At 32.8% G+C, this 26,180-nt stretch carries 24 protein-coding genes and 1 tRNA gene; 10 read left to right on the forward strand and 15 right to left on the reverse strand.

Translation table 11 applies throughout. The features are described from left to right. Together ung and ABY285_RS05710 are read left to right on the forward strand one after the other, a co-directional pair. The coding region (ung, locus tag ABY285_RS05705) for a uracil-DNA glycosylase (protein ID WP_372767938.1) at positions 1-512 on the forward strand (512 nt) is incomplete at its 5' end. Positions 513-585: 73 nt separating this feature from the next. Next, a complete protein-coding gene (locus ABY285_RS05710; protein ID WP_372767940.1) occupies positions 586-1,290 on the forward strand; it encodes a hypothetical protein in 705 nt (234 codons plus the stop codon). 311 nt (positions 1,291-1,601) lie between these two features. Here the strand turns inward: ABY285_RS05710 and lipA are convergent, their stop codons facing one another. The 7 genes from lipA to ABY285_RS05745 all read right to left on the reverse strand — a co-directional run bounded on the left by lipA (position 1,602) and on the right by ABY285_RS05745 (position 10,160). Further along, the gene (lipA, locus tag ABY285_RS05715; RefSeq protein WP_372767942.1) at positions 1,602-2,474 is read right to left on the reverse strand and encodes a lipoyl synthase; all 873 of its coding nucleotides are present in this window, start codon (positions 2,472-2,474) and stop codon (positions 1,602-1,604) included. Positions 2,475-2,509: 35 nt separating this feature from the next. Next, entirely contained in the window at positions 2,510-3,739 is a 1,230-nt protein-coding gene (locus ABY285_RS05720) for an Nramp family divalent metal transporter (RefSeq protein WP_372767944.1), read from the reverse strand. Continuing rightward, positions 3,736-4,302, reverse strand: a complete 567-nt coding sequence (locus tag ABY285_RS05725; protein WP_372767946.1) for an RNA polymerase sigma factor — start codon at positions 4,300-4,302, stop codon at positions 3,736-3,738. Before ABY285_RS05725 ends, ABY285_RS05720 begins: the two co-directional genes overlap by 4 nt. Beyond that, positions 4,296-5,405, reverse strand: coding sequence for a glycosyltransferase (locus ABY285_RS05730; RefSeq protein ID WP_372767948.1), 1,110 nt, complete (start codon positions 5,403-5,405; stop codon positions 4,296-4,298). Before ABY285_RS05730 ends, ABY285_RS05725 begins: the two co-directional genes overlap by 7 nt. 3 nt (positions 5,406-5,408) lie before the next feature. Then, positions 5,409-5,594: a membrane or secreted protein gene (locus ABY285_RS05735; RefSeq protein WP_372767950.1), complete on the reverse strand. Its 186-nt coding sequence runs from the start codon at positions 5,592-5,594 to the stop codon at positions 5,409-5,411. 342 nt (positions 5,595-5,936) lie between these two features. Beyond that, positions 5,937-8,039, reverse strand: coding sequence for an elongation factor G (locus ABY285_RS05740; RefSeq protein ID WP_372767952.1), 2,103 nt, complete (start codon positions 8,037-8,039; stop codon positions 5,937-5,939). Positions 8,040-8,252: 213 nt separating this feature from the next. Further along, positions 8,253-10,160 carry an alpha/beta fold hydrolase gene (locus tag ABY285_RS05745; protein ID WP_372767954.1) on the reverse strand — a complete coding sequence of 636 codons (1,908 nt, stop codon included), beginning with the start codon at positions 10,158-10,160 and terminating at the stop codon, positions 8,253-8,255. 536 nt (positions 10,161-10,696) lie between these two features. Between ABY285_RS05745 and rpsA the strand changes: the two genes are divergently transcribed. The 4 genes from rpsA (at position 10,697) to ABY285_RS05765 (ending at position 14,568) form a co-directional block, all read left to right on the forward strand. Continuing rightward, positions 10,697-12,403 carry a 30S ribosomal protein S1 gene (rpsA, locus tag ABY285_RS05750; protein WP_372768009.1) on the forward strand — a complete coding sequence of 569 codons (1,707 nt, stop codon included), beginning with the start codon at positions 10,697-10,699 and terminating at the stop codon, positions 12,401-12,403. 101 nt (positions 12,404-12,504) lie between these two features. Next, on the forward strand, positions 12,505-13,893 hold the full coding sequence (glmM, locus tag ABY285_RS05755) for a phosphoglucosamine mutase (protein ID WP_372767956.1): 1,389 nt from the start codon (positions 12,505-12,507) through the stop codon (positions 13,891-13,893). Positions 13,894-14,093: 200 nt separating this feature from the next. After that, complete coding sequence (locus ABY285_RS05760; RefSeq protein ID WP_372767958.1) at positions 14,094-14,375, forward strand: hypothetical protein; 282 nt, start codon at positions 14,094-14,096, stop codon at positions 14,373-14,375. Positions 14,376-14,418: 43 nt separating this feature from the next. Next, positions 14,419-14,568: a hypothetical protein gene (locus tag ABY285_RS05765; RefSeq protein ID WP_372767960.1), complete on the forward strand. Its 150-nt coding sequence runs from the start codon at positions 14,419-14,421 to the stop codon at positions 14,566-14,568. Between the two features lie 201 nt (positions 14,569-14,769). On the opposite strand, the gene ABY285_RS05770 is transcribed toward ABY285_RS05765, so the two are convergent. Beyond that, entirely contained in the window at positions 14,770-15,654 is an 885-nt protein-coding gene (locus ABY285_RS05770; RefSeq protein WP_372767962.1) for a lysophospholipid acyltransferase family protein, read from the reverse strand. A 107-nt stretch (positions 15,655-15,761) separates the two neighbouring features. Between ABY285_RS05770 and ABY285_RS05775 the strand changes: the two genes are divergently transcribed. Further along, entirely contained in the window at positions 15,762-16,406 is a 645-nt protein-coding gene (locus tag ABY285_RS05775) for a rhomboid family intramembrane serine protease (protein WP_372767964.1), read from the forward strand. Positions 16,407-16,439: 33 nt separating this feature from the next. On the opposite strand, the gene ABY285_RS05780 is transcribed toward ABY285_RS05775, so the two are convergent. After that, positions 16,440-16,512, reverse strand: a tRNA-Gly gene (locus ABY285_RS05780). Positions 16,513-16,568: 56 nt separating this feature from the next. Beyond that, the gene (locus ABY285_RS05785) at positions 16,569-16,994 is read right to left on the reverse strand and encodes a GNAT family N-acetyltransferase (protein WP_372767966.1); all 426 of its coding nucleotides are present in this window, start codon (positions 16,992-16,994) and stop codon (positions 16,569-16,571) included. A gap of 116 nt (positions 16,995-17,110) precedes the next feature. Between ABY285_RS05785 and ABY285_RS05790 the strand changes: the two genes are divergently transcribed. Together ABY285_RS05790 and ABY285_RS05795 are read left to right on the forward strand one after the other, a co-directional pair. Beyond that, on the forward strand, positions 17,111-17,545 hold the full coding sequence (locus ABY285_RS05790) for a GNAT family N-acetyltransferase (protein ID WP_372767968.1): 435 nt from the start codon (positions 17,111-17,113) through the stop codon (positions 17,543-17,545). A 214-nt stretch (positions 17,546-17,759) separates the two neighbouring features. Next, a complete protein-coding gene (locus tag ABY285_RS05795) occupies positions 17,760-19,820 on the forward strand; it encodes a tetratricopeptide repeat protein (protein ID WP_372767970.1) in 2,061 nt (686 codons plus the stop codon). A 316-nt stretch (positions 19,821-20,136) separates the two neighbouring features. On the opposite strand, the gene arsB is transcribed toward ABY285_RS05795, so the two are convergent. The 5 genes from arsB to ABY285_RS05820 all read right to left on the reverse strand — a co-directional run bounded on the left by arsB (position 20,137) and on the right by ABY285_RS05820 (position 24,156). Then, positions 20,137-21,174 (reverse strand): ACR3 family arsenite efflux transporter, encoded by a 1,038-nt coding sequence (gene arsB, locus ABY285_RS05800; protein WP_372767972.1) that lies wholly within the window; start codon positions 21,172-21,174, stop codon positions 20,137-20,139. Between the two features lie 192 nt (positions 21,175-21,366). Continuing rightward, positions 21,367-22,002, reverse strand: coding sequence for a low molecular weight phosphatase family protein (locus tag ABY285_RS05805; protein WP_372767974.1), 636 nt, complete (start codon positions 22,000-22,002; stop codon positions 21,367-21,369). 19 nt (positions 22,003-22,021) lie between these two features. Then, on the reverse strand, positions 22,022-22,858 hold the full coding sequence (gene arsM, locus ABY285_RS05810; protein WP_372767976.1) for an arsenite methyltransferase: 837 nt from the start codon (positions 22,856-22,858) through the stop codon (positions 22,022-22,024). A gap of 49 nt (positions 22,859-22,907) precedes the next feature. Continuing rightward, a complete protein-coding gene (locus ABY285_RS05815) occupies positions 22,908-23,240 on the reverse strand; it encodes an ArsR/SmtB family transcription factor (RefSeq protein ID WP_372767978.1) in 333 nt (110 codons plus the stop codon). Positions 23,241-23,493: 253 nt separating this feature from the next. Next, positions 23,494-24,156 carry a hypothetical protein gene (locus ABY285_RS05820; RefSeq protein WP_372767980.1) on the reverse strand — a complete coding sequence of 221 codons (663 nt, stop codon included), beginning with the start codon at positions 24,154-24,156 and terminating at the stop codon, positions 23,494-23,496. A 340-nt stretch (positions 24,157-24,496) separates the two neighbouring features. Here ABY285_RS05820 and ABY285_RS05825 point away from each other — a divergent pair, with 340 nt between their 5' ends. Beyond that, positions 24,497-26,077 carry a phytoene desaturase family protein gene (locus ABY285_RS05825; protein ID WP_372767982.1) on the forward strand — a complete coding sequence of 527 codons (1,581 nt, stop codon included), beginning with the start codon at positions 24,497-24,499 and terminating at the stop codon, positions 26,075-26,077. Positions 26,078-26,180: the final 103 nt, after the last annotated feature.

Raw genomic sequence — 26,180 nt, forward strand, 5'->3', positions numbered from 1 at the left:
GCTCTTTTAAGGAAATAAAAGTCGTAATTATTGGCCAGGACCCTTATCACGGAGAAGGGCAGGCTCACGGGTTGTGTTTTTCTGTAAATGATGGTGTTGCGCATCCGCCATCATTAAAAAATATTTTTAAGGAAATTGAGAACGATTTGTCAATTCCATATCCCGAAAGCGGAAATTTAGAGCTTTGGGCAAAACAGGGCGTACTTTTATTGAATGCAACTTTAACGGTAAAATCAAAAAATGCGGGTTCTCATCAAAATAAAGGGTGGGAACAATTTACGGATGCAGTAATTACAATTATTTCAGAAAAAAAGGAACATGTTGTTTTTTTATTGTGGGGTGGTTACGCCAAAAAGAAAGGTAAAAAAATTGACCAAAAGAAGCATTGCGTACTCACATGCGGACACCCTTCTCCTTTAAGTGCAAACCGAGGGTATTGGTTTGGGAACAAACATTTCAGTGAAACAAATAACTATCTTAAAAACAATAATTTATCGGTCATAAAATGGTGATTAAAATCATATTGTATATGTGTAATAATAGTTACTTTTACAAAAAATTAAATTAAATAAAATGAAAAATAAAATGAAATTATTTACAGTGCTTTTTAGCGTACTTATGTTGGTTAGTTGCAAGGATAAAGGAAACTATTCAAAAATAAATAACGAAACAACAGCCGCTAAATCAGATGTTCATAAAATTGTGGTGAAGGAATCTGTGGATGGCGGTACTTACACCTATTTAAATGTTGATGAAAATGGAAATACCTATTGGATGGCAATACCGAATACACAGGTAAAAGTAGGCGATACTTATTATTATGATGGAGGTATGTTGATGAAGGATTTTGAGAGTAAACAACTTGAAAAAACTTTTGATGTCATAACTTTTGCTGAAGGTATAAGAACTACTGAAAAAACAGCTGAAAGTAATCAAGCCAATCCACATGTAAATGCAAATCCTGTATTTAATGTTGATGTAAAAATCGAGAAACCAGCAAACGGAACTTCTTTAGGAGAACTATTTTCAGATAAAAAATCATTTTCCGGAAAATCTATCATTGTTAAAGGACAAGTAGTGAAAGTTAATAATGGCATTATGGATAAAAACTGGGTTCATATTGTAGACGGTACAAAGTTTGAAAATAAAGGGGATTTAACAATAACTACAAGTGAACTGGTTAAAGTTGGTGATACAGTAATCTTTAAAGGAAAGGTAGCTTTGGATAAAGAATTTGGAAAAGGTTATGTTTATCCTATTATACTTGAAGAAGGAGCACTGATTAAATAGAAATTTAATATAATGGAAGTTAGATTAAACAGAAAAAAGTGCCGAAAGGCACTTTTTTTCATACTAACCAAACTTACTAAGAATGATAACAAAGGTTACTAAACTTTGCTACATCTAATTTATTGCAATTCATATACCAAGATTAGAGATGTATGGTTAATTTATAGTTAAAGTGAAATAAGGCTAAATGGTTTATTTAGAGGTAAATATATTCGTTATTAGCGGATAATGACTGAATACACGGGCCCATTGTTAAAGTCCTGTGTAATTAAATTTTAAAGTTTCTGGCACATAAAAAAATTAACTGACAATTATTCCAAATGTCGCTGTGCTTTATAAGAAGACCTTACTAAAGCGCCACTTTCGACATATTTAAAGCCCATTGTCATACCTATTTCTTTGTATTTAATAAATTGTTCAGGATTAATAAATTCAATCACGGGCAAGTGTTTTTTGCTTGGTTGTAAATATTGACCAATGGTTAAAACATCCACTTTGGCATTTGCCAAATCTTGCATAGTTTCTATTACTTCTTCCTCAGTTTCACCCAAACCAAGCATAATGCCCGATTTTGTTCTGCGATGCCCTTGATCTTTCATATATTTTAAAACTTCCAGACTGCGGTCATATTTTGCCTGTATTCTGACTTCGCGCGTTAAGCGTCTGACAGTTTCCAGATTATGGGAAATTACTTCGGGAGCAACCGCTAAAATTCGGTCAATATTGGTTTTATTCCCTTGAAAATCGGGAATTAAGGTTTCAAGTGTGGTTTCAGGATTGGCCCTTCTAATGGCATTAATGGTTTCAGCCCAAATAATGGATCCACCATCTTTTAAATCGTCTCTGTCAACTGAAGTGATTACCGCATGTTTAATTTTCATCAGTTTTATGGAGCGTGCCACTTTTTCAGGTTCTTCCCAATCAACAGTTTCAGGCCTGCCTGTTTTTACACCGCAAAATCCGCACGAACGTGTGCAGGTATTTCCTAAAATCATAAAGGTAGCCGTACCCTCTGTCCAACATTCACCCATGTTCGGACAGCTTCCGCTGGTGCAAATGGTATTTAATTTATATTTATCAACTAAATTCCGTAATTCAGTATATTTTTTTCCAACTGGCAGCTTAACACGCAACCATGCAGGTTTTTGAATTTTATTTGGCAATGAAGTGGTTTCTTGTGTCATTTTAAATCAAAATAGATTGCAAAAATACAAAGAAATTATAAACTAGAAAGATACCAGGTGCTAAAACCAATTAAAAACAAAATACCAAACCAACTTAGTATTTTAAGCCTAATAGATGGTCGCCATTCCTCGGGCGTATGTTTACCGGAAATTAAGATATAATTCATTATGGCAAAAAAAGGCGCCGTTAAGAACGATAAAATTGTTGCGACTTTTACTAAGAAACCCATTTCCGACTTAAAGAAAACCAGTATAGAAATAGTGCCAATTGCCAAAAAAGAAATCCAAAACCAGTACATATTTTTATACGATTTATCGGTTAGTAAGTCGAAAGCCTTTGTCATGGCTCTTGGTGATGCGTCTAACGTAGTGAGCGTAGTGCTAAACATTGTGGTGAAGGCAGCGGCAGCAATAAAAATATACATTTCCGGTCCTAAATTTTTAGTGTAAAGAGTGATGAGTTGTTCGGAAAATTGAACAGCCCCTGAACTAAATGTTTCGCCGGAATTAAACATGACTATGGCGCCTAATGCAACAAAGCAAATACCCAGTACTATAGTGCTCAGAAATCCGATGTTAAAGTCAAAAATCGCCTGTTTTACAGTGAACTCATTGGATTTGTCTTTCTGTTTTTCAAGTGCCCAGAGCGATTGCCAAATAGAGACATCGAGTGGGGCAGGCATCCATCCTAAAAAAGCAATTAAAAATCCGACTTCAACAGTTCCTTTTGGAATAATTTGCACGAAACTTTGTGTGTTTGTAGAATTAACAGCCGCCACAATTAAAGCAATAATGGTACTCAAAGTTAAGGTAATCACGATTAATTTCATCAATTTGTCGAGCAAATTATAACGTCCAATAATTAATATTGTAAGGCAAATGAGCGTAATTATGGTGCTCCAAATTACCGGATTAGTAGTGACTCCGAATAAATTTGCTGCCAATCCTGCTGTTACAACAGTTACTGCTGCCTGAATGGTGAACATAGTAGCTAGATTTAAAATAAAATAGGCAAGCAGCACGCCCTTTCCTAGCCTTTTATACCCATCCAATAAGCTTTCGCCTGTTGCAGTTGCATATCTTGGACCAAACTGAAAAAAGGGGTATTTTATAATATGAATTAAAACCAACGCCCAAACCAATCCGAAACCAAAATCGGCACCGGCTCGAGTGGATTGCACCAAATGGGAAACTCCAATTGCAGCTCCGGCAAAAAGAATGCCCGGACCTAATTTTTTAAGCCAATTCGATTTCTTTGAAATCAACTTTCAGTAGATTTTTTAATGATTTCTGCCAATAATTTTTTCGCTCTTGATAACTTTATTTTGATATTGCCCATAGGTTGATTTAATACTTCGGCCATCTCCTTGTAACTCATTTCCCTAAAATAGCGCAGATTTATAATTTCCTGATAATGTGGTTTTAACTGCTTTAAATAGTTTAGTAATTGCGCTAAATTTTGATCGATAATTAGCTGATCTTCAGCAGACGGAGTTTCATCTGAAATTTTATACGCCTCAGATTGCTTTTTGTTTATTGAAATGGTTTCTGTACGTTGTTTTCTCAAATGATCTAAAAAAATATTTTTTGAAATTGAAATCAACCAGGTTTTAAAATTGTAACTTTCGTTATATAAGTCAATTTTATCAAATGCTTTTGAAAAGGTTTTTATGGTGATGTCTTCAGCTTCGTCTTCGTCTTCAACTTTTGACAATTGAAAACGATAAACATCACTCCAATAAGTATTTAGCAATGTGTTAAAAGCCTTTTGGTCTTTTTTTCTTGCTTTTTCAATTAAATCGGTAATATCATTGTTTTTATTTACCAATGTGTGGGTTTTGAAATCATATTTTTTATAAAGATAAACATTTGTATCAAAATTAAAAATATTTCGAAAAAAGGAATAAGCAGTATTAAATCTCTTTCATTTAATTTTTTTGCAGAATAACCAACAACCAAATACAAAAACAGGATTCGGACAAAAACCAAAATTACAACAAACTGCCATTTATAAAGCAAACATAACAGTATAGTACCTAAAATCCAAAATAACAATTGTGAAATGAAAAACAAGCCCAGTAAAAATTTATGTGCGGGTTTATATAAAGATGCAGTTGAAATATGTCTTCTCTTTTGATGAATCCAATCTTTAAAGTTTGTTTTTGGGACGGATTCGGTAAAGCTGTTTTGTGAACAGGAAATAGCTGTATTTTTTTTTGTTGCCACTTGGTTAATAAATAAATCGTCATCACCCGATTTAATATGCATATGATTTGCGAAACCGTTTACCTTAAAAAAAATCGATTTTGTATAGGCTAAATTTCGGCCAACGCCCATATAAGGAATTCCGGTTTTTGCATAGCCAAAATATTGAATGGCCGTTAATAGGCTTTCAAACCGAATAAGTTTGTTCAGCCATGATTTTTTTATTTTTTTATAAGCACCATAGCCCAATACAATTTGATGTTCATTACTGAAATTATTGACCATTTCAGTTATCCAGCTTTCAGAAACAGGAATACAGTCGGCATCAATAAATAATAAATGTTCATGCGAGGCTGCTTTAATGCCTAAAGTAAGTGCATACTTTTTGCTTCCCCAAAATTGCTCATTTGCCTCAATATTTACAATTTTTACAGGGATTGAAGTTTCTTTTTTAAACTGCTCCATAATCTTTAAAGTGCGGTCACGGGAGCAATCATTAATTAAAACCAATTCAAATTGTTTGTAATTTTGTTTTAGGAAAAGCGGTAGGTTTTTAGTTAAGTTTTTGGCCTCATTTTTAGCGCAAATAATGACTGAAACAGGCAGGTTGAATTTGTTTTCGGATGGTTTTATTTTAGAAATAGAAAAAGAGCCAAAAATGAAAATGTAATAAATAAACTGAATACAAAAAATTACTATAAAAGCAATAAATAGATATTCGAGCATATCTTATTTATTTTCACATTGATCTGGTAGTTTTCCGCAGTATCCGCAGGGTTCTCCGTCTTTGTTTAAATGTGGATTTTGACTTGCGCAGGTTCCTGCAAATTTACCGTCTTTTTTCGCCCAAAGTTTAATTGCTATTCCTGCAACACCAATAGCTAATAGGGCAATTGTAATAAAGATTAGTTTCATGAAAATATATTATGGTGCAAAGATACAGATTTATCATTGATGAATAAATAATGAAATATATAATTTTTTCATTGAATTAAATACAATAAAACACGTCAATAATTGCATTGTCAAGGGGTTATATGCTAATTTTTAGCGACATAACTTTGTTTGGTAAAAAAAAATTATTATATTGTCAGTCAATTGATATTTGATTTTTTTAAAATTTATTGTTTAATAACCATCTAAAACTTTAAGAATTATAAAAATTAATTGAATTAATAAATATTAATTGGTTTTTTTACTAGAAGACTCGTCCATTTGCATTAAACAGACGAGTCTTTGCTTTTATAAAAATAAGCGTTATTTTTTCACCAGTATTTCTTGGACGTTGGTAGGTACCAATTCAAAATTTGAAAATTTAGTGCTAAAACTTCCTCGGCCTTGCGTAATGGAACGCAACGTTGTTGAATATTTATACATTTCTGCTAAAGGTGTCTTAGCTCTAATGGTTTGATATTTACCTTCACTGTCCATCCCTAAAATTATGGATCTGCGCGATTGTAAATCGGTCATGACATTACCCATTAATTCTTCGGGAACCTTTACGGAAAGTTCATTAATTGGTTCCAGTAATTTAGGTTTGGCATTTAAAAAGGCCTCTTTAAAAGCATGAGCTCCAGCAATTTTAAATGAAATGTCATTAGAATCCACCGCATGCATTTTACCGTCAAAAAGCATTACCCTAACGTCTCTGGCATAAGATCCGGTTAAAGGACCTTCTTCCATGACTTCTAAAATTCCTTTTAAAACAGAAGGTAAGTAACGCGCATCAATTACACCTCCAACAATGCAGTTATAGAATATTAATTTTCCGCCCCAATCCAGGCTAATTTCTTCTTTTCCTCTTATGTTAAATCCTTCAGGTTCCAGCATTCCTTCAAACCAGGGCTCAATTTTAATATGGACTTCTCCAAACTGGCCTGAACCTCCAGATTGTTTTTTGTGTTTATAACTCGTAGTTGCCGAACGTTGTATGGTTTCTCGATAGGCGATTTTAGGTTGTTCAAAAACTGCTTTTATGCCATAAGTGTTTTGTAAAATCCAGTCAATTGTTGCTAAATGCAATTCACCCTGACAGGATAAAATAAGTTGTTTTAATTCCGATGAATACTTAACGATTACTGTTGGATCCTGACTATGAATCTTTTTAAGCGCTTCGTTTAGTTTTTCATCATCGTTTTTATCAGAAGCTCTTACAGCTTTAGTAATTCTAGTTTCAGGATAGTCAATAGGTTTTACGGTAATGTCACAGCCTTTTGTTCTGAGGGTGTCATTTGTTTCGGTAAATTTTAATTTTAAAGTGGCTCCAATATCTCCGGCACTTAATTTTTCAACCAGTTCCCGATTTTTGCCATCCATAATATAGAGCTGATTTACGATTTCAATTTCACTGTTTCTGGAATTTTCCAGCTTGTCATTTTGCTTAATTTCTCCCGATTTCACCTTAAAGAAACTAATTTGCCCCAAGTTAGGTTCAAACACAGTTTTAAAGACAAAAAGTACGGTTGGTGCATTAACTTTACATTCAATAGGTTTACCTTCAATACTTTGCTCAGTTTTTAAATCGGCTGCAGATGGGGCGACATTGTCAATAAATCCCATTAAACGACCAGTACCCATATCATTTAAAGCTGAAATGCAAAATACAGGAAACAATTCATGGTTTAGCATTCCTTTTTTAATTCCTTCTCGCATTTCATCTTCATTAAGGGTGCCTTTATCAAAATAAAGTTCCATCAAATTTTCGTCATTTTCAGCAGCTTTTTCAATCAACTCATTTTGCAGTTCAGCGGCATGATCCTTTTGATTGGCAGGAATTTCCAGTTTTTCAGGTTTTCCTCCTTGAGGTCCAAATTTATACATTTTCATTTTTAGCACATCAATAATGCATTGAGCGCCATCAATAACCAACGGATATTGCACTTTAACCACATTTTTACCCACTAATTCAATAATGCTTTTATAGCTTTCGTCAAAATCTGCGCTTGGATGGTCTATTTGGTTGATTACAAACAAGGTTGGGCGCGAAAATCGGTCTACATAATCCCATATTATTTCTGTGCCAACTTCTACGCCGTATTGTGCATTTATTACCATTACAACAGAATCGGTAACATGCATTGTTGAAGCAATTTCACCAATGTAATCATCTAAACCGGGAGTGTCAATAATGTTTATTTTGTAGTTGCGCCATTCTGTGTGAAGGGGTGTGGCAAAAACGGAAGTTTCTCTCTCATGTTCAATTGCGTGGTAGTCGGAAACAGTGTTTTTATTTTCAACACTACCACGGCGGCTGACTAATCCGGCTTCAAAGAGCATTGTTTCTGCTAATGTTGTTTTGCCACTTTTATGGGCGCCAACAAAAGCAACGTTTTTAATGTGTTTATCATCGTATATTTTCATAATTCAATGGTTTTTATTAAAAGTTTTATAAAAGTACAAACTTTTTAATATAATAATATGATGAATGTTAGTGTTTTTTTAAAAGTGTTTTAATTATTAATTAAGGTTAAAATATCCATTTAAGGTTTCAGGCTTTCTATTTTATAGTTTAAAATTGCAGTTACAAAAATTCAGAAATTATTATAAGCCGTGAGCGAGTTAAAGATTTTTTTATTATTGTTTAACGGGAATTTCCGTTTTCTTTAAATAAGTATCTAAAAATTTCAGTATATTTCCATAGGCAGTTATTTGGTTTTCTTTTTTTACAAAACCATGACCTTCATCTTCAAATAGCACATATTCAACAGGAACATTGTTTTTCTTTGCTGCAGCAACAATTTCATCAGATTCAACTTTTAACACTCTCGGGTCTTGAGTACCTTGAAGCACAATAAGTGGTTTGGTAATGTTTTCCGCGTGAAATAAAGGAGAAATTTTATGTAATCTTATAGAATCTGCCGAATATGGATCACCTAATTCTTTATATAAAGCTACTCTAAAAGCTTCCCAATAAGGCGGAATACTTTTTAAAGTTCTTAACCAATTTGTAACTCCAAATAAATTAACCCCAACGTCAAATTCATCAGGTGCGAATGTAAGAGCAGCCATAGTCATAAAGCCACCATACGAGCCACCCATAATACCAATAGCTTCTGAATCAATAATTTTTTGTTCAGCCAACCAGTTTTTACCTTCAATACAATCCTTTAAGTCTTTATCTCCATGATTTAAATCATCCATTTGAAAGAAAGTTTTGCCATACCCACTACTTCCTCTATTATTAACAGCTAAAATTGCGTAACCATGGTTAACTAAATATTGCACAAGAGGACTGTAGTATTGGCCAGATTGTCCTCCTGGACCTCCATGAACCATTACAAGTGCTGGTACTTTATTGTTCTTATTTGCTTGATGAGGAGCATAATAAATTGCCGGAATTTCTATGCCGTCAAACGATTTGAATCGAATAACTTTTGAATTGACCATATGCGTTGGGTCAATATCTTTATTAAGCACATCAGTAAGTTTTTTAGCTTTTTTACTGGCTATGTCATAAACATATAGATTATAAGGGGAGTTTGATCCTCCTACATAAAATAGTATTTGAGTTTCATCTCTAGAAAATTTAACTCCAATAATACTTCCGTTATCAAAAGTTGGTAATTTTATGTCATTTCCTGTTTCTGTATCATTAATAAATACCTTTGTTTTAGCATCTTCATTTATTGAAGTTATTTGATATTTTCCATTGTAACTAAAATAGCTTGAAGTTATATCCCATGATTTTTCTAATACCTTTTCTTTTGTTTTTGTTTCAATATTATATTTCATAAGATAAGAAAACTCTGAATTATCGTCAGTTGTAAAATATAGATATTTGCTATCTATACTGAAATCCGAGGCAGAATTTGAGCTTAAATTTTCATTAATTTTTGTAAATGTTTTATTATTTAGGTTATAAATAAACAAATCACTATCATTAGTGTTTACAGTTTTACTAAGAGCTAGGTAATTTTTATCGTTTGATAAACCATTAAAATTATAACCTTCTTTATTTTCAAAAAGTAATTTTGACTGAAAAGTATTGATATTCATTTCATAAACATCTATATACCGATGATCTCTATTATTTGATCCGAAAAAGAAGCTTTCATTGTCTTTTGCCCAACCGAAAAAACTAGACGTAGATCCCTTATAAGGTGTTAAATCTGTTACTTTGGTTGAGTCCTTCATATAAATATGATGTAATTCATTTCCGTTATCATCCATACGAAATAGAATCCTATCATCATTAGGGAAGTATGAAATTGAGAAAACGGAAGAACTATCCGACTTGGATTCAGGTGTAAATTCACCATTTTTTGTTGATATCGTAAACATGTTGAAGACTCCAGTTCTATTACTTGTAACTAGTAATTTAGATTTGTCATGTGAAAAGCTTCCGCCATTAACAGATTCATTATCCATGAATTGATTAATAGAGTACTCTTTAAGATTTTTGACAGAATTGTCAGCTTCTTTTGTTTTGCTATTACAAGCTACAATTAGAATAGGTAATAGATAATAAATTAATTTTTTCATATTAGTTATGATTTTTTAGGGTATCAATATAATGATTTTTAGCAAATTATAATTAAAGTAGCGTAAATACTTGTTGTTATAATAAAATAAAATTACTAAATTTGCACTCCTTTTAACGAGAGCAGATTTTAAAAGGGATGAGAGAAAAAATAATGTAAACCAACTCTTTGCGTTATTATCGTATAAAAATCTGAATAACAATAAGATACAAATAATTATCATCAGCAAGTATGTCTGAAGAAACAAAAAAAACTGAAGAGCAAAATGATGCTACTGAAGTAAATCAAACAGCGGCGAAAGCCCAAACAGAAACTCCAGAAGAAGTAACGGAAACAGTTGAGGCTGAAAAAGCACCAAAAGCTGAAAAATCATCAAAAGCTGAAAAAGTTGCTAAAGAAGAAGTAGCTGAAACAGTTGAAGCTCCAAAAGCACCAAAAGCTGAAAAAGTTGCTAAAGAAGAAGTAGCTGAAACAGTTGAAGCTCCAAAAGCTGTAAAAGTAAATCCGGAAGAATTTTTAGCGAATTTTGACTGGCACATGTACGAAGAAGGTATTGAAGCTGTTGATGCAGAAAACTTAAAAGCCTTTGAAGCAGCACTGGATGTTACCTTAGGAATAGTTAGTGAGCGTGAAGTAATTGAAGGTATTGTTATAAGAAAAACAGACCGTGAAGCAATTATTGACATCAATGCAAAATCTGAAGGGGTTATTTCATTAAATGAATTTCGTTACAACCCAAATTTAGCCGTTGGAGACAAGGTTGAAGTTTTGGTTGATAAAAGAGAAGACAATACCGGTCAATTGGTATTATCTCACAAAAAAGCAAGAGTTATTAAAGCTTGGGATCGTGTAAATAGTGCCCACGAAACAGGTGAAGTGGTTAACGGATTCGTTAAATGCAGAACTCGTGGTGGTATGATTGTAGATGTTTTTGGAATTGAAGCATTCTTACCAGGTTCACAAATTGATGTGAAACCAATTAGAGATTACGATCAATATGTTGAAAAAACAATGGAATTCAAAGTGGTGAAAATCAATCATGAATTTAAAAATGTTGTGGTTTCGCATAAAGCACTTATTGAAGCTGATATTGAAATTCAAAAGAAAGAAATTATTGGTAAATTAGAAAAAGGTCAAGTATTGGAAGGTGTTGTTAAAAACATTACTTCATATGGCGTTTTTGTTGATTTAGGTGGTGTTGATGGATTAATTCACATTACAGATTTATCTTGGTCAAGAATCAATCACCCAAGTGAAGTAGTTGAATTAGATCAAACCTTAAATGTTGTAATTCTTGATTTTGATGATGAGAAAACCAGAATTCAGTTAGGATTAAAACAATTAAACAAACATCCTTGGGAAGCACTAGACGAAAATATTAAAGTTGGTGATACTATAAAAGGTAAAGTAGTAGTAATCGCTGATTACGGTGCTTTTATTGAAGTGTCTAAAGGTGTTGAAGGATTAATACATGTATCTGAAATGTCTTGGTCTACTCATTTACGTTCAGCTCAGGATTTTGTGTCTGTTGGCGACGAAGTGGAAGCTCAAGTATTGACTTTAGATAGAGAAGAAAGAAAAATGTCTTTAGGGATTAAACAATTGCATCCAGATCCTTGGACCAATATTGCTGAAAAATATCCTGTAGGTTCAGTTCACACCGGAACAGTTCGTAATTATACAAACTTTGGTGTTTTTGTTGAATTGGAAGAAGGTATTGACGGTTTGGTTTATATTTCTGATCTTTCTTGGACTAAAAAAATTAAACACCCATCAGATTTCGTTTCTGTAGGTGATAAATTGGAAGTTCAAGTATTAGAGTTAGATGTTGAAGGACGTAAATTAAATTTAGGTCACAAACAAACCAATGAAAATCCTTGGGATGCTCATGAAGAGAAATTTGCAATTGATTCAATTCACGAAGGAACGGTAAAAGATAAAAGCGATAAAGGATTAATAGTATCATTGGAAGATGGTGTTGAAGCTTTTGTTCCAAGTCGTTTCATCGTAAAAGAAGATGGCACTAAATTGGCTAAAGGAGATGTTGCAAAATTCAAAATAATTGAATTCAACAAAGAATTTAGACGTGTAGTAGCTTCACATACCTCAATTTTTAAAGCTCAAGAAGAGAAAAATGTAAAAGCAGCACAACAAAAAAGTGTTGACAGTGCAGAAAAAACGACTCTTGGTGATTTAGGTGGTGATCTTGCTGCATTAAAGAAAAAAATGGAAGGAGGTAAATAAGCCTAATTTCATTTAAATATTAAAAAGCTGTATCAATTTGATACAGCTTTTTTGTTTTTATTACAACTATAAAAATTATCTTTGTTTACTAAAATTAAGTGATGGCACTAATTAAATCAATTTCAGGAATAAGAGGTACAATTGGAGGAAAAGTAAGTGATAATTTAACCCCAATTGATACTGTTAAATTTGCTGCAGCATATGGTATGTGGCTTAAAAATCATACAGATAAAGAAAAGCTTACTATAATTTTAGGCAGAGATGCCCGAATTTCAGGTAAAATGGTAAGTAGTTTGGTGAGCAATACACTTGTGGGGTTAGGAATAAATGTTGTAGATATCGGATTGTCCACAACACCAACTGTTGAAGTTGCTGTAACCTTGGATCATGCCGACGGAGGAATTATTATCACTGCCAGTCACAATCCGAAACAATGGAATGCCTTAAAACTATTGAATGGAAAAGGGGAGTTTTTGAATGCAGAAGATGGTGAAGAGGTGTTGTCAATTGCTGAGAATGATGCATACCTTTTTTCTGAAGTAGATGATTTAGGGACTTATGAAAGAAAGAAAAATTATATTAACAAACACATACAAGAAGTTCTAAATTTAGAATTGGTTGATATTGAAGCCATAAGAAAGGCCAAATTTAAAGTGGTGGTTGATGCGGTTAACTCTACCGGCGGTATTGCAATTCCTGCTTTATTAGCAAAATTAGGTGTAGAATGTGTTGAATTGTATTGTGAACCTAATGGAGAATTTCCACACAATCCGGAGCCTTTAAAAGAGCATTTAACCGATATATCAGAACTTGTGGTTAAAGAAAAAGCTGATTTAGGAATTGTGGTTGATCCGGATGTAGACAGGCTTGCGCTTGTTTGTGAAGACGGTGCTATGTTTGGTGAAGAATATACGTTAGTCGCCTGTGCAGATTATGTGTTGGGTAAAACCAAAGGAAATACGGTGTCTAATTTATCATCATCAAGAGCTTTAAGAGATGTCACTTTAAAACATGGTGGCAAGTATCAGGCAAGTGCTGTTGGTGAAGTAAATGTGGTTGCTTTAATGAAATCAACAAATGCAATTATAGGAGGAGAAGGAAATGGCGGCATTATTTATCCTGAATCTCATTATGGCAGAGATTCTTTGGTGGGAGTTGCTTTATTCTTATCACATTTAGCCACATTAAAAATATCTTGTAAACAATTAAGAGACAGCTATCCTGCTTATTTTATGAGTAAAAATAAAATTGAATTAACACCTCAAATTAATGTTGACAATATTTTGAGCACCATCGCTTCAAATTATAAAAATGAAGATGTTATTACTATTGATGGGGTGAAAATTAATTTTGAAACTGAATGGGTGCATTTAAGAAAATCAAATACAGAGCCAATTATCAGGATTTATACGGAGAGCACTTCGCAAAAAAATGCCGACGAATTGGCAAACAGATTTATAAAGGAAATAGAGTCCATAACTATAAAATAAAAAATTTAATATTAACCGTACTCTTTTTAAGCAGTACCATTGATTTTTAACAAGAAGCAGTAAAATCTCAAGACCTAAATTATAATGATGCAGGAGCAAATAAAGGGAAGCTTTTTGCTTATTGGGGATGGAATAGAGGGAATTACTCAAATTCAGACATTACTTTTAAAGGAGATAATTATAATTTTACATTGGAAAATGTGGATGCAAAAGACAAACCAAAACCTTTTGGTATTTATTATTTTAAAGTTGATGAAATAACTATTCCACAAACTAATTTTAGAATTGGATATTTCTTTAAAGAAAATTATACAGTCTCCATTGCTGTAGATCATATGAAATATGTAATGAGCAATAATCAAACTTTAAAAATTAATGGAAATATAAATAAAGGTGGAGCTTTTGATGGTGTTTATAATAATGATGATATTGTTTTAACTAGTGACTTTTTGTTATTTGAGCATACCATACCGATGGTTTAAACTATGTAAATGTTGAGGTTAGCAGATATGATAATTTAGATAATTGTTTAAATTTCCTGTAAAAAATATTGACATTAACTTAACGGAAGGCATTGGAGTAGGTGTATTGTATCCTAAAACAAATATTACTTTATTGGGAAAAGAACGTTACGATGAGTTTCAGGTTATGGGCTTTCTGCCCATGTGGGATTAAACATTACATTTTTCAAATACTTTTTTATTCAATCTAATGTGAAATTCGGGTATGTTAATATGAGTGATATTAGGACGACAAATAATAAAACAGATTCAGCATCACAGCATTTTACTTTTTTTGAAAATATTTATGTATTTGGTGCTAAATTTAATTTGAAAAAATAATTAAAGTTTTGGCTCCTGATTGATTAATTATCAGTTATTTTGGAGCCTTATTCAAGTGTTTAAACCGATTATGCGTCCAAAAGTAGTATTCTGGCTGGGTACGAATTTGCTTTTCAACTTTATCTGTAAAAATATCGGTCAATTTATAATCAGGATATTTTTCGGTTTCATTGGAAATTAAACTAAATGAAGTTTCGTAATAGCCTCGTTTTATTTTCTTTGTTTCTATATAAACCATATTCATCTTGAATCTCTTTGCCAACATTTCGGCACCTGTATGAATTGGCACTTTCACGCCTAAAAATTCACTCCAATAAAATGTTTTGGACAGTTGAGGCGACTGATCGCTAAGCAAGCCGTACATCGCCTGAATATTGTGTTTATGGTTGTGTTTAATTTCAGCAATTATTTTTGAAGTCTGTATTAAATTAGTACCAAATTTTGCTCTTGATCTTAATATTTTTTCATTTAAATAAGGGTTTTTCACTTTAGTAAATGCCGCATATCCTTTATATTTCACAAAGGAATCCAGACTCATAATCCATTCCCAATTTGCATAATGCGGACCTGTGAGAATTACACTTTTGCCATCCTTATACAATTCATCAAATAATTCAAGATTTGTGTACTTATACCTTTTGTAAACTTCTTCTTTGGAAACGGTGAAGGATTTTATCATTTCAACAAAAACATCGACAAAATGGCGGTAAAACTTTTTACGGATTTTAACAATTTCTTCATCAGTTTTTTCTGGAAAAGCCAGTCTCAAATTATTTAACACAACTTTTTTTCGGTAGCCGATTACGTAATAAACCAGCAAATAAACAACATCTGAAATAGCGTATAAAACGCTAAAGGGCAACATGGAAATAAGCCAAATTACCGGATAAATCAATATGTAAACCAATAAATGCATCATATGGGTGCAAATATCGTATTTAATTTTTGAATATTTTTTGATTGGTGCATAAACAAGGAAATGGTATCGGCATTTTTTTATACTTTCGCTATTTAAAATTTAAAAGCATGAATATAAATATCGTTCTATTAATAATTATAGCTGCCAATGTGATGATATCAATTAAAGGCTTTAGTGATCACTTATTTTTCGATAAATATAAATTTCAAATAGGCGCCATTATAAGAGGTGAAAAAGTAAGAATGTTTTCATCGGCATTTTTACATGTAGATTATATGCACTTAATTTTAAATATGTATGTTTTATATATTTTTGCCCCACAAATTATTCTCAACCTTGGTGTTCTAAAATTTTTGATTCTTTATTTTGGCAGTTTGGTTGCGGGAAGCGTTTTAACACTCAGCTATCATAAAAAAGAATTGTATTATACCGCAGTAGGTGCTTCAGGAGCGGTTGCAGGTATAATTTATGCAGCAATTTTATTAAACCCAGCTATGCAACTTTTTATGTTTCCCCTGCCAATTCCAATTCCTGGTTATATTTTTGGTATTGGTTATTTGGTGTATTCTATTTATGGCATGAAAAATAAATTGGGAAATATTGGGCATGCAGCGCATTTGGGAGGCTCAGTTGGCGGATATGCGCTGATGTTGTTGGTGCACCCGGAAGTGTTTTTGCAAAGTACATCTACCGTGATTTTATTGGGGATACCAATAGTACTTTTATTAGTATTCGGAAAAAGATTTTTATAAAAAAAAAGCCAAACGAAAGTTTGGCTTTTTTTGAGCGAGAGACCGGGCTCGAACCGGCGACAGTCAGCTTGGAAGGCTGAAGCTCTACCAACTGAGCTACTCTCGCAATCGCTGGCAAATATACAATCCTTTTAGACTATTACAAACGTTTTTTTAAGAATTTTAAAACTTTTTTAAATAATGGTATCCTAATTTTTTATAGCCTTCATTTTCATAAAACCGGTGTGATTTCTCATTTTCAATATAGGTATTTAATTCAGAAGCTTCATAGCCAATACTTTGTGCGTAATTGTGAATCCATTCGAATAATTTTTTACCCAATCCCTTATTTCTGTTATTTTTTCCAATGACCACATGATCAGGCTCAACCGTTTTTCCGGAATAGTGTCGCGTCAAAAACCATAAACCAGAAATACCAACCAATTCCTCTTTTAAATACACACCAATGCACTTATAATGTTGTGTTGTCATTTCTAACAATCGTTTTTTTAAGATAATTTCTGAGGTATTTGTGTTCAATTCTCTTAGCAGAGGTAAAATGGTAAATATATTTTCTTTCTCAATTAATTTAATTTCAAGATGTTCCATATTAATAGTAAATTAGCATCATTCATGTCAATAGTATGGAAATAATTTCAGAAAAAGAATTCTTTCCATATTTATGTGAATAATTCTATTCAATTAAATAAGTAAAGGTTTATGAAATGATACATATTAAAGAAATTTCGGTTCAGGATACGTTTCCAATAAGGTTGGAGGTTTTGCGGAAAAACATTCCGCTGCCTCATGAATTTAATGGCGATTTTGATACAGATACCATACATTTTGGGGCTTTTAAAAACGATGAGCTTATTGCGGTTTCCAGTTTTATGAAAGCAAGCAATCCGAATTTTGAAGGAAGTCAATACCAACTCAGGGGAATGGCCACTTTATCAGAATATCAAGGTTCTGGTGCCGGGAAATTGATGTTACAACAAGCCTTTGTAATTTTAAGGAAAAAAAACATAGCTGTTTTATGGTGTAATGCGCGAATTGCGGCTTTGAATTTTTACCAAAAACAAGGATTTCAAACCTTTGGTAAAAAATTTGAGATTTCTTATGTTGGCGAACACTATGTGATGTTTAAAAACTTGAATTAAAAAGAAAAGGTAATTAAATATTTGACATTTCATTCACCAAATATGTGTTAATTAACGACGTTCATTAGTTTTTTATTGCATTTTATATATTAAATAGTGTCATTCTATTTTCTAAGTTAAAAAATTTACATTAAATTTGTAATTATAATTTGTTAGAAATCAATTGCTATACTACAAATTAAATATTTTTTCAGAGTCTCGATAAAATAAATAAATGAAAAATAAATTAATAATTTTATTTTTTTTTGGTTTTTCTACACTTTTAATTGGGCAGGAAACCAATGAAATAGTTAAATTAAAAAAGGCGCTTCAACAAGAATTGATTGATACCTCAAAAGTATCAATTCACTTAAAAATCGCAAAACTTTATTTCAATAGTAATACAGATTCCGCTTTTGTTAATTTATCCAAAGCTTTGGTATTGGCAATAAAGGCAGGTGATCAATCTAAAATTGCCCAAACTTTAAATAGAACTGGATATTATCATGAAAAAACAGCTAACTACAAAGACGCCATTGATAATTATAATAAATCTTTATCTGTTTTTGAAAAACTGAGTAATAAAAAAGAAATAGCCTATGTATACAATTCTCTTGGCTACAATTACTCCAAGTTATATGCTGAGGATAAGGCTATCGAATATTATTTAAAATCATTATCACTTAATAGGGAAATTTCAAATCAATGGGGTATTGCGTCAAGCTACACAAACATTGGGAACTTATATTATGAAGAGGGAAATTACAATTTGGCTGAAAAATATTTTAGGGATGCATTGCTCATTTATGAGAAGCTGAACGATAAATATGGGATTTCAACCAGCTATACAAATATAGCAAATACATTGGCTGATAATGGGAAGGTAGAAGAAGGCCTAAAGTACTATAAAAAATCTATTGCAATTGAGGAAGAATTGGCAGATCAATATGGCATTGCCATCAATTACAACAATATTGGCGATTGCTATATTAATTTGAAACAATATAAAGAAGCACTTGAATATCTTTACAAAGCTTTAAAAATTGCCGATGATATTGATGAAAAGGATTTACAGTCTTTAGCGCTTTTAAATATTTCAGATGTAAAAAATAAACAAAAAAATTATCAAGGTGCCATTTATGCTGCAAGAGAAAGTTATGCAATAGCCGATTTAATAGGTAATTTAGACTATAAATTAGAAAATTTATTGAACGCTTCCGTAGCCTATGAGGGGTTGGGGAACAATGAGATGGCTTTAAAACATATAAAAGATTATTCAGCCATAAGAGATAGTTTAACAAAAATGGACAGGGTTAAAAAGATTAAATTATTCAATACCTTGAACGATTTAGAAAAATCACAGTACACCATAGTTGATTTATCTAAATCAAATGAAATTGCCAAGTTGAAATATGAGAATGAGAAAAGGTATTCTCATTTTTTAATTATTGGTATTGTCATTTTTGCATTGCTACTTATTTTATTGATTCATCAAAACACTTCTAAAAGAAAAGCTTTTAATTTGCTCGAGTATAAAAATTACCAGGTGAATAAAATGAAAGATGAAATTTATGGGCAAAGCGAAAAATTAAAACAACTTAATGTCACAAAAGATAAATTTTTCTCCATTATTGCTCATGATTTAAAAAATCCATTTAATTCAATAGCTGGTTTTACAGAACTTATGATTGAAAATAATGATAACTATGATGAAACAAAACGAATAAAATTGTTAAAAATAATTAAAGGTTCAACGGCAAAAGTTTCCAATTTACTCGAGAATCTGCTTATTTGGGCAAATTCACAATCGGGTAATTTAAAATTTAATCCGAAAAAGATTAACGTGGCACAACAAGTAACAGATGTGGTTTCATTTTTGGAAATTCAGGCCATTAATAAAGACATCACTATTTCAAATACTGTTGATAACACAATTTTTGTTAAAGCCGATAAGAATATGTTAGACACTATTCTAAGAAATTTAATTTCAAATGCCATAAAATTTACCCAACCTATGGGCGAAATACAAATTTATTCAACCCTTAAAAATGATTTTGTTGAAATTACTGTAAATGATAATGGAGTAGGGGTTATGGAGACTGAAATTGAAGCTATTTTTAGTGTTAAAGAACTAAACTCTAGTATAGGAACATCTAATGAACAAGGATCAGGATTGGGATTAATTTTATGCAAGGATTTTGTGGAAAGCCACGACGGTAAAATTTGGGTAGAAAGTGTTGTTAATGAAGGAAGCGAATTTAAGTTTACCTTGCCAATTTGGCGAGATTATTTATAGAAAACAAGTATTTATCTTTAATGAAAACCAGGCAATTTGCTTGTTTTTTTTGTTTTTGAACCTTTCAATTTAACTGAAGACAAATGACTAAAAAAAAGTCAATATGCCTTAAATAAGCTTGTTATAAAAACAAATTATTAAAATGAATTTGAAATAAATGACTTTTGTAATCTAAAATTCGATATATTTGATTTGTATTTTGTTTAGATGACTATTTTAAATTTGTAAAAATGGTTGACCAAATGCGAAAATTATAATACATACTAAGCTAGTTACAAGAAAATAAACCAGGTAATTTCCCTGGTTTTTTTGTTTCTCAATTTTTTTTCTTGAAATACTTTTTCTTCAGCCAAAAAGAAACCCTCACCAATATAATTAAGGCAGGGACTTCAACCAAAGGTCCAACGACACCTGCAAATGCCTGTCCGGAGTTTAATCCGAAAACTGCAATGGCGACAGCAATCGCCAATTCAAAATTGTTTCCGGCTGCAGTAAAGGCAACTGCGGCTGTTTTATCATAAGTGGCGCCCATTGCTTTGGTAACGAAGAAACCAATAAGAAACATGATCGTAAAATAGATGAGCAATGGTATGGCGATTATCAGCACATCCATGGGAATTTCAACAATCAATTCGCCTTTTAAGGAGAACATCACCACAATGGTAAACAGCAAAGCAATTAATGTTAATGGAGATATGGTTGGAATGAATTTTTTGTTGTACCAATTTTCACCTTTCAATTTTACCAAAATCAACCGACTCAAAATACCCAAAACAAATGGAATTCCTAAATAAATAGCCACACTTTCTGCAATAGTTGCAATGGAGATATCAACAATGGCGCCTTCAAAACCAAAATAGGGCGGAAGTACGGTTATAAATAACCATGCATAAAAACTGTAGGCAAATACCTGAAAAACACTGTTTAAGGCCACCAAACCGGCTCCATATTCACTGCTGCCTTCGGCCAGATCATTCCAAACCAAAACCATGGCAATGCAACGTGCCAGGCCAATTAATATTAATCCGACCATATATTCAGGGTAATCCTGTAAAAATGTAATGGCTAGGATAAACATCAATACGGGTCCGATAATCCAGTTTAACAGCAAGGAAATGGAAAGAATTTTTACATTTTTAAATACTTTTGGCAGCAGTGCGTAATTTACTTTTGCCAAAGGTGGGTACATCATTACAATTAAACCAATGGCAATGGGAATATTAGTGGTGCCGCTGCTAAAAGAATTGATAAGAGCTGGAAATGAAGGAACAAAATAGCCAATTCCTACACCAAAAGCCATGGCAATAAATATCCATAAGGTTAAATAACTGTCGAGGAAGCTTAATTTTTTCATAATTTAATGTTGAATCGTTTAATTGCTTAATTGTGTAACTATTTATTTGTTAAAAAGTTTGAAAGTTGTTTATTTCCATAAACTTATCTCTATTTTCTATTCTTTGATCAGCTAATTACCTATTACCGATTGCCTATTGCCTATTGCCTATTGCGCATTGCCTATTACCTATTGCCTATTTCCTTCTAATATCTAACTATTGCCTATTTTCTTTAATTGACTAATTTTTGAAAAAACATACAACATTTCAGCTGCAATTTGGTTACTTCTTTCTTGATATTTTTCTGCCTGTTGCGGTGTGTTGTCAAATTCTTTCGGGTCATCATATTTCACGGGAATGCGTTTTTCAGCTCCGTGAATAAACGGACAATTGGCGTCGGCATGGGAACAGGTCATTACCGCTGCAAATTCATTTTTCGGATTGAATGGATGGTCAAAAGTTTTTGAAAATCCAATAATAGGAGGTGTGTTTTCTGCATATTTAATGGAATATACAGGGTTTTTACCTTCCAATAAGGTTACAATTTCAAAACCTGCCTGCTCCAATGTTTTAGCAGCCATTGGAAATAACGCCGTGGCTTCTGTTCCGCCCGAGTAGCAATAAATATTTTTTAGTTGGTAAAAATGCGCTGCTGCCTGCGCCCAAACTTGCGATAAATGACTTCTGCGCGAATTGTGCGTACAAATAAAATTTAGATTTGCGTTTTTGTTTGAAGTAACTTTAGATTGGATATAATCTATTAACGGCTGCAATGTTATTTTGCGTTCGTTGGAAATAGCTTCTGGTTTTAAAGAAGCCATGGTGTTTTTAAGTTTTTTATGTAGCATTATTTACTTAATTTATGGATTAACAGCAACCATTACCGGGTTCGCAGTTGCTGGGTTTGCGAGCAAATACAGTGATACTGAAGATTCCTGTATCAGAATTTTTAAACGACGTTAGCGCTTCTCCATCCAAATAATTTTTTAAAATATCATCGGGAATGAAGATAGATTTCTCTTTCTGAATTTTTATATCGATAAAACCGCTGGTTTTAATCATATCTAAGTAAGTATCTTTCTGAATGGCCCCGGATACACATCCAGCGTACATTTCTGCTGCTTGCGTAATTGTAGAGGGTAAATCTCCAATCAAAACGACATCTGAAATGCTGAAATGTCCGCCTGGTTTTAGTACCCTAAGTATTTCTTGAAATACCCCTTTTTTATTAGGGACTAAATTAAGTACACAATTACTGACAACTACATCCACTACATTAGAAGTAATTGGCAGTTTTTCAATATCTCCCAGCCTGAATTCCACATTATTAAATCCTCTTTTTTCAGCATTTTCACGCGCTTTGTCAATCATAATTGGGGTAAAATCAACGCCAATCACTTTTCCCTTTTCACCTGTTTGGGCAAGGGCAACAAAGCAATCATTACCGGCGCCGCTCCCCAAATCCAATACGGTATCACCTTCTTTAATTAAGGCGAATTCTGTTGGAAGTCCGCAGCCCAAACCTAAATCGGCGTCTGCCTGATACCCCTCTATGGTTTCATAACTATCGCTCATAATATTGTAAACTTCGGTTGAGCACTCACCAGCTCCGCAACATGAAGCCCTGTTTTCATCTTGATTTTGTAAGGCAATTTCACTGTATTTTTGCTTTACCAAATCTTTTAATTCTTTATCTGTTTGCATCTTAAATTTGTTTTATTGTAAAATAATACGATTATTAAATTAATTATTTTTAACAACATTGTCCTTTTAGATTAATATCCTGATTTAAAAATGTCGTAAAAAGCTGTTTGGTTTCTTGCCAAACTTCCTCATTTATGCAATAGCATACGCTGGTGCCTTCAACATTTCCTTTGATCAATCCTAAATTTTTAAGTTCTTTCAGGTGCTGTGAAATGGTCGGTTGCGCCAATCCGATTTCTTCAACCAAATCGCCGCAAATGCAAGCATCCAATTTAAAAAGTTGTTGTAAAATAGCAACTCTGGCTGGGTGCGCAAAGGCTTTTGCAATGGTTGCGATTTGATTTTGTTCTGTAGAAAATATTTCAGATTTTGTAATTCCCATATTGCTTTATTTGTTTATTGCAATATTACGATTAAATAAGAAATATGCAAATAAAAAGATGTTATTTTTTAACAATTGTTATTGTCGAAGGAACATCATGCTTCGAGAAATAAAACTAGATTAAGGAAATAAGTAAAATTGCACGTATAATTTTTTCTCTTTTCGGGCAATTTGAATTTGTTTAAAATAAATTATAAAAAAAATGACAGCCGTTTCCAACTGTCATTTTTCACATTAACTAACCAAAAAGTTATTATTCTTTAGCTTCTTGCATTTCTTCAGTTTTCGAACTCATTCTTTTAAGAGTGTATACTGGACCAAATTTAATTTTTAAACCAGCAATTTTTCTGTTGTCAGCCGAAGTAAGGCCTTCATTTTCTACAGTATTTTTTCTACTGTCAAGAGCTTCATACATTAATTTAATTTCATCCCAATCTTCACGAGAATAACTGTCTTTATTGTCTACGGCAGTATTTATAAATTGATCGTAAACTACAAGAATATTGTCTTTGTTTACCCAACCAAAATTCATGTCTTCGCCAATTTTTCCTTCACCAAACAAGGCATTTCTCAATAATTGTTTTGAGTTTGCCATGGCTTCGGCTTGCATATCTGCTTCAATTTGCATTCTTAATGCTTCGTATTTTGCTTTACTTGCATCAATTCTTTCTTGTGCTTTTTCTTTCTCTTTTAAATTTTCTAAAGCCAATTCAGCTTCAACAACTCTTATTTGATAAGAATCATCAATTGCCTGCCAATGTGCTTTAGCCTCTGTAGATTCAATATTTCCTATTGAATCTACATATACTACATAGGTATCTACAGATTTTTCAGCTGCGGTTACTTTTTCATCTTTACAAGATGTAAATGCTAAGGAGATTATTGCTACTCCTAAAAATAAATTTCTTTTTTTCATTTTTTTCATTTTATAAATTAATTGATAATGATTTATTATAACGGAACAAAATTAGATATAAAGGTTAGGGAGTTTGTTACATAATAAAAAATAAAACTTACATGATTCATACATTTTTTTTATTGAAATATTTTTTAAGGCTCACTAATTTCAGGACAATAAGCCTACATAATCTTAAAATTATTCAATAAAATTACTTTTAGAAGTATATGTTTTATAGATGGAAGCAGTATTAAGGCATATTATATTCAAAATGTGTTCAAGTGCAGGAAATTAGTGAAATTAATCACAAAAAAAAGTGATTTCTATTTTGTACATTCGTTAAAAAAAAAATAGCCAAATGATTCAATCCTACAAGCAACAACCAAAATTAAAGGAAACTTATGACACCATTATTATAGGATCAGGAATGGGAGGGCTGGCAACAGCTGCTATCCTATCAAAAGAAGGTCAAAAGGTATTGGTGCTGGAACGGCATTATACGGCAGGCGGTTTTACCCATGTTTTTAAACGCAAAGGCTACGAATGGGATGTGGGGATCCATTATATCGGAGAGGTACAGCGTGAAAACAGCATAATGAGAAAACTGTTTGATTATGTGACCGACGGCGAACTGAAATGGGCTGACATAGGCGAAGTGTATGACCGTATAGTCATAGGCGATCAGCACTTTGATTTTGTAAAAGGGGTTAAAAACTTCAAGAAACAACTGATTTCCTATTTCCCAGAGGAAGATCAGGCCATCAATAAATACGTCGATTTGGTTTTTGAGGCCGTAAAAACAAGTAAGAACTATTACATCAGCAAGGCGATTCCTCCATTACTGGATGCATTGGTAGGCGGGTTTATGAAAAAACCGTTTTACAAATTTGCGGATAAAACGACGGATGAGGTTCTTCGTTCTTTGACGAATAATGAAACCTTAATAAAAGTACTCTCCGGTCAATATGGTGATTACGGATTACCTCCAAAGCAGAGCAGTTTCTACATGCACGCATCAGTGGCACGACATTATTTTGATGGAGGAAATTTCCCGGTTGGAGGTTCTTCGCAAATTGTGAAAACAGTGGACCCGGTAATAGCGTCTTCTGGCGGAACAATTTTAATAAATGCAGAAGTGGAAGAAGTGATTGTTGAAAGCAACATAGCCACAGGAGTGCGTATGAAAGATGGAAAAATTATTCGAGCTAAAAACATTGTAAGCAATGCAGGAATAATGACCACCTACCATAAACTGTTGCCATCTGCAACGGTTGAAAAACACCGATTGAAAGAACAGTTGCAAAAAGTGAAGCGATCAGTGGCACATGTAAGTTTATACATTGGTTTAGAAGGCTCTCCGGAAGAACTTCATATTCCAAAAACTAATTATTGGATTTATCCGGCCGAAGGTGATCATGATACTTGTGTTAAAAGATATTTAGATGATTTAACACAACCATTTCCTGTAGTGTATCTTTCTTTTCCGTCAGCCAAGGACCCCGACTGGTCTAATCGCTACCCCGGTAAAAGTACCATTGATATTATTACCTTAGTTCCTTACGAAACATTCGAGAATTGGTCTGATACATCTTGGAAGAAAAGAGGGGATGAGTATGAAGCGATCAAAGAGGAAATCGCCCAGCGTTTGTTAAAGGAGCTATACAAACAACTTCCTCAAGTGGAAGGGAAGGTGAATTGTTATGAACTTTCTACACCGCTTACCACGCAACATTTTGTCAATTATGAAAAAGGGGAAATTTATGGATTGGACCACAGCCCTGCCAGATTTAGACAATCCTTTTTGAAACCCAGGACACCGATAAAAAACTTTTATCTCACAGGTCAGGATATTGTAACGGCAGGTGTTGGAGGCGCCTTGTTTTCAGGAGTGTTGACTGCAATGGCCATTACCGGTAAAAATGTATTAAAAAAGGTTTAGCTTTTGCTAAACCTTTTTTAATTAAGTAGTTAATTTTGTTGCAAGTCCATCGATGAAATTTCGTGAAAACTTAAACAGAATCAGATTTGAAAATGACCTAATC

The organism is Lutibacter sp. (assembly GCF_041555395.1).
Classification (GTDB): Bacteria; Bacteroidota; Bacteroidia; order Flavobacteriales; family Flavobacteriaceae; genus Lutibacter.

Bases quoted from the DNA above. Each gene is read 5' to 3' on its own strand.
- ABY285_RS05710 (WP_372767940.1), top strand. From the start codon at position 586: ATGAAATTATTTACAGTGCTTTTTAGCGTACTTATGTTGGTTAGTTGC.
- lipA (WP_372767942.1), bottom strand. From the start codon at position 2,474: ATGACACAAGAAACCACTTCATTGCCAAATAAAATTCAAAAACCTGCA.
- ABY285_RS05730 (WP_372767948.1), bottom strand. From the start codon at position 5,405: ATGCTCGAATATCTATTTATTGCTTTTATAGTAATTTTTTGTATTCAG.
- ABY285_RS05735 (WP_372767950.1), bottom strand. From the start codon at position 5,594: ATGAAACTAATCTTTATTACAATTGCCCTATTAGCTATTGGTGTTGCA.
- ABY285_RS05740 (WP_372767952.1), bottom strand. From the start codon at position 8,039: ATGAAAATATACGATGATAAACACATTAAAAACGTTGCTTTTGTTGGC.
- ABY285_RS05745 (WP_372767954.1), bottom strand. From the start codon at position 10,160: ATGAAAAAATTAATTTATTATCTATTACCTATTCTAATTGTAGCTTGT.
- rpsA (WP_372768009.1), top strand. From the start codon at position 10,697: ATGTACGAAGAAGGTATTGAAGCTGTTGATGCAGAAAACTTAAAAGCC.
- glmM (WP_372767956.1), top strand. From the start codon at position 12,505: ATGGCACTAATTAAATCAATTTCAGGAATAAGAGGTACAATTGGAGGA.
- ABY285_RS05770 (WP_372767962.1), bottom strand. From the start codon at position 15,654: ATGATGCATTTATTGGTTTACATATTGATTTATCCGGTAATTTGGCTT.
- ABY285_RS05775 (WP_372767964.1), top strand. From the start codon at position 15,762: ATGAATATAAATATCGTTCTATTAATAATTATAGCTGCCAATGTGATG.
- ABY285_RS05785 (WP_372767966.1), bottom strand. From the start codon at position 16,994: ATGGAACATCTTGAAATTAAATTAATTGAGAAAGAAAATATATTTACC.
- ABY285_RS05790 (WP_372767968.1), top strand. From the start codon at position 17,111: ATGATACATATTAAAGAAATTTCGGTTCAGGATACGTTTCCAATAAGG.
- ABY285_RS05795 (WP_372767970.1), top strand. From the start codon at position 17,760: ATGAAAAATAAATTAATAATTTTATTTTTTTTTGGTTTTTCTACACTT.
- arsB (WP_372767972.1), bottom strand. From the start codon at position 21,174: ATGAAAAAATTAAGCTTCCTCGACAGTTATTTAACCTTATGGATATTT.
- ABY285_RS05805 (WP_372767974.1), bottom strand. From the start codon at position 22,002: ATGCTACATAAAAAACTTAAAAACACCATGGCTTCTTTAAAACCAGAA.
- arsM (WP_372767976.1), bottom strand. From the start codon at position 22,858: ATGCAAACAGATAAAGAATTAAAAGATTTGGTAAAGCAAAAATACAGT.
- ABY285_RS05815 (WP_372767978.1), bottom strand. From the start codon at position 23,240: ATGGGAATTACAAAATCTGAAATATTTTCTACAGAACAAAATCAAATC.
- ABY285_RS05820 (WP_372767980.1), bottom strand. From the start codon at position 24,156: ATGAAAAAAAGAAATTTATTTTTAGGAGTAGCAATAATCTCCTTAGCA.
- ABY285_RS05825 (WP_372767982.1), top strand. From the start codon at position 24,497: ATGATTCAATCCTACAAGCAACAACCAAAATTAAAGGAAACTTATGAC.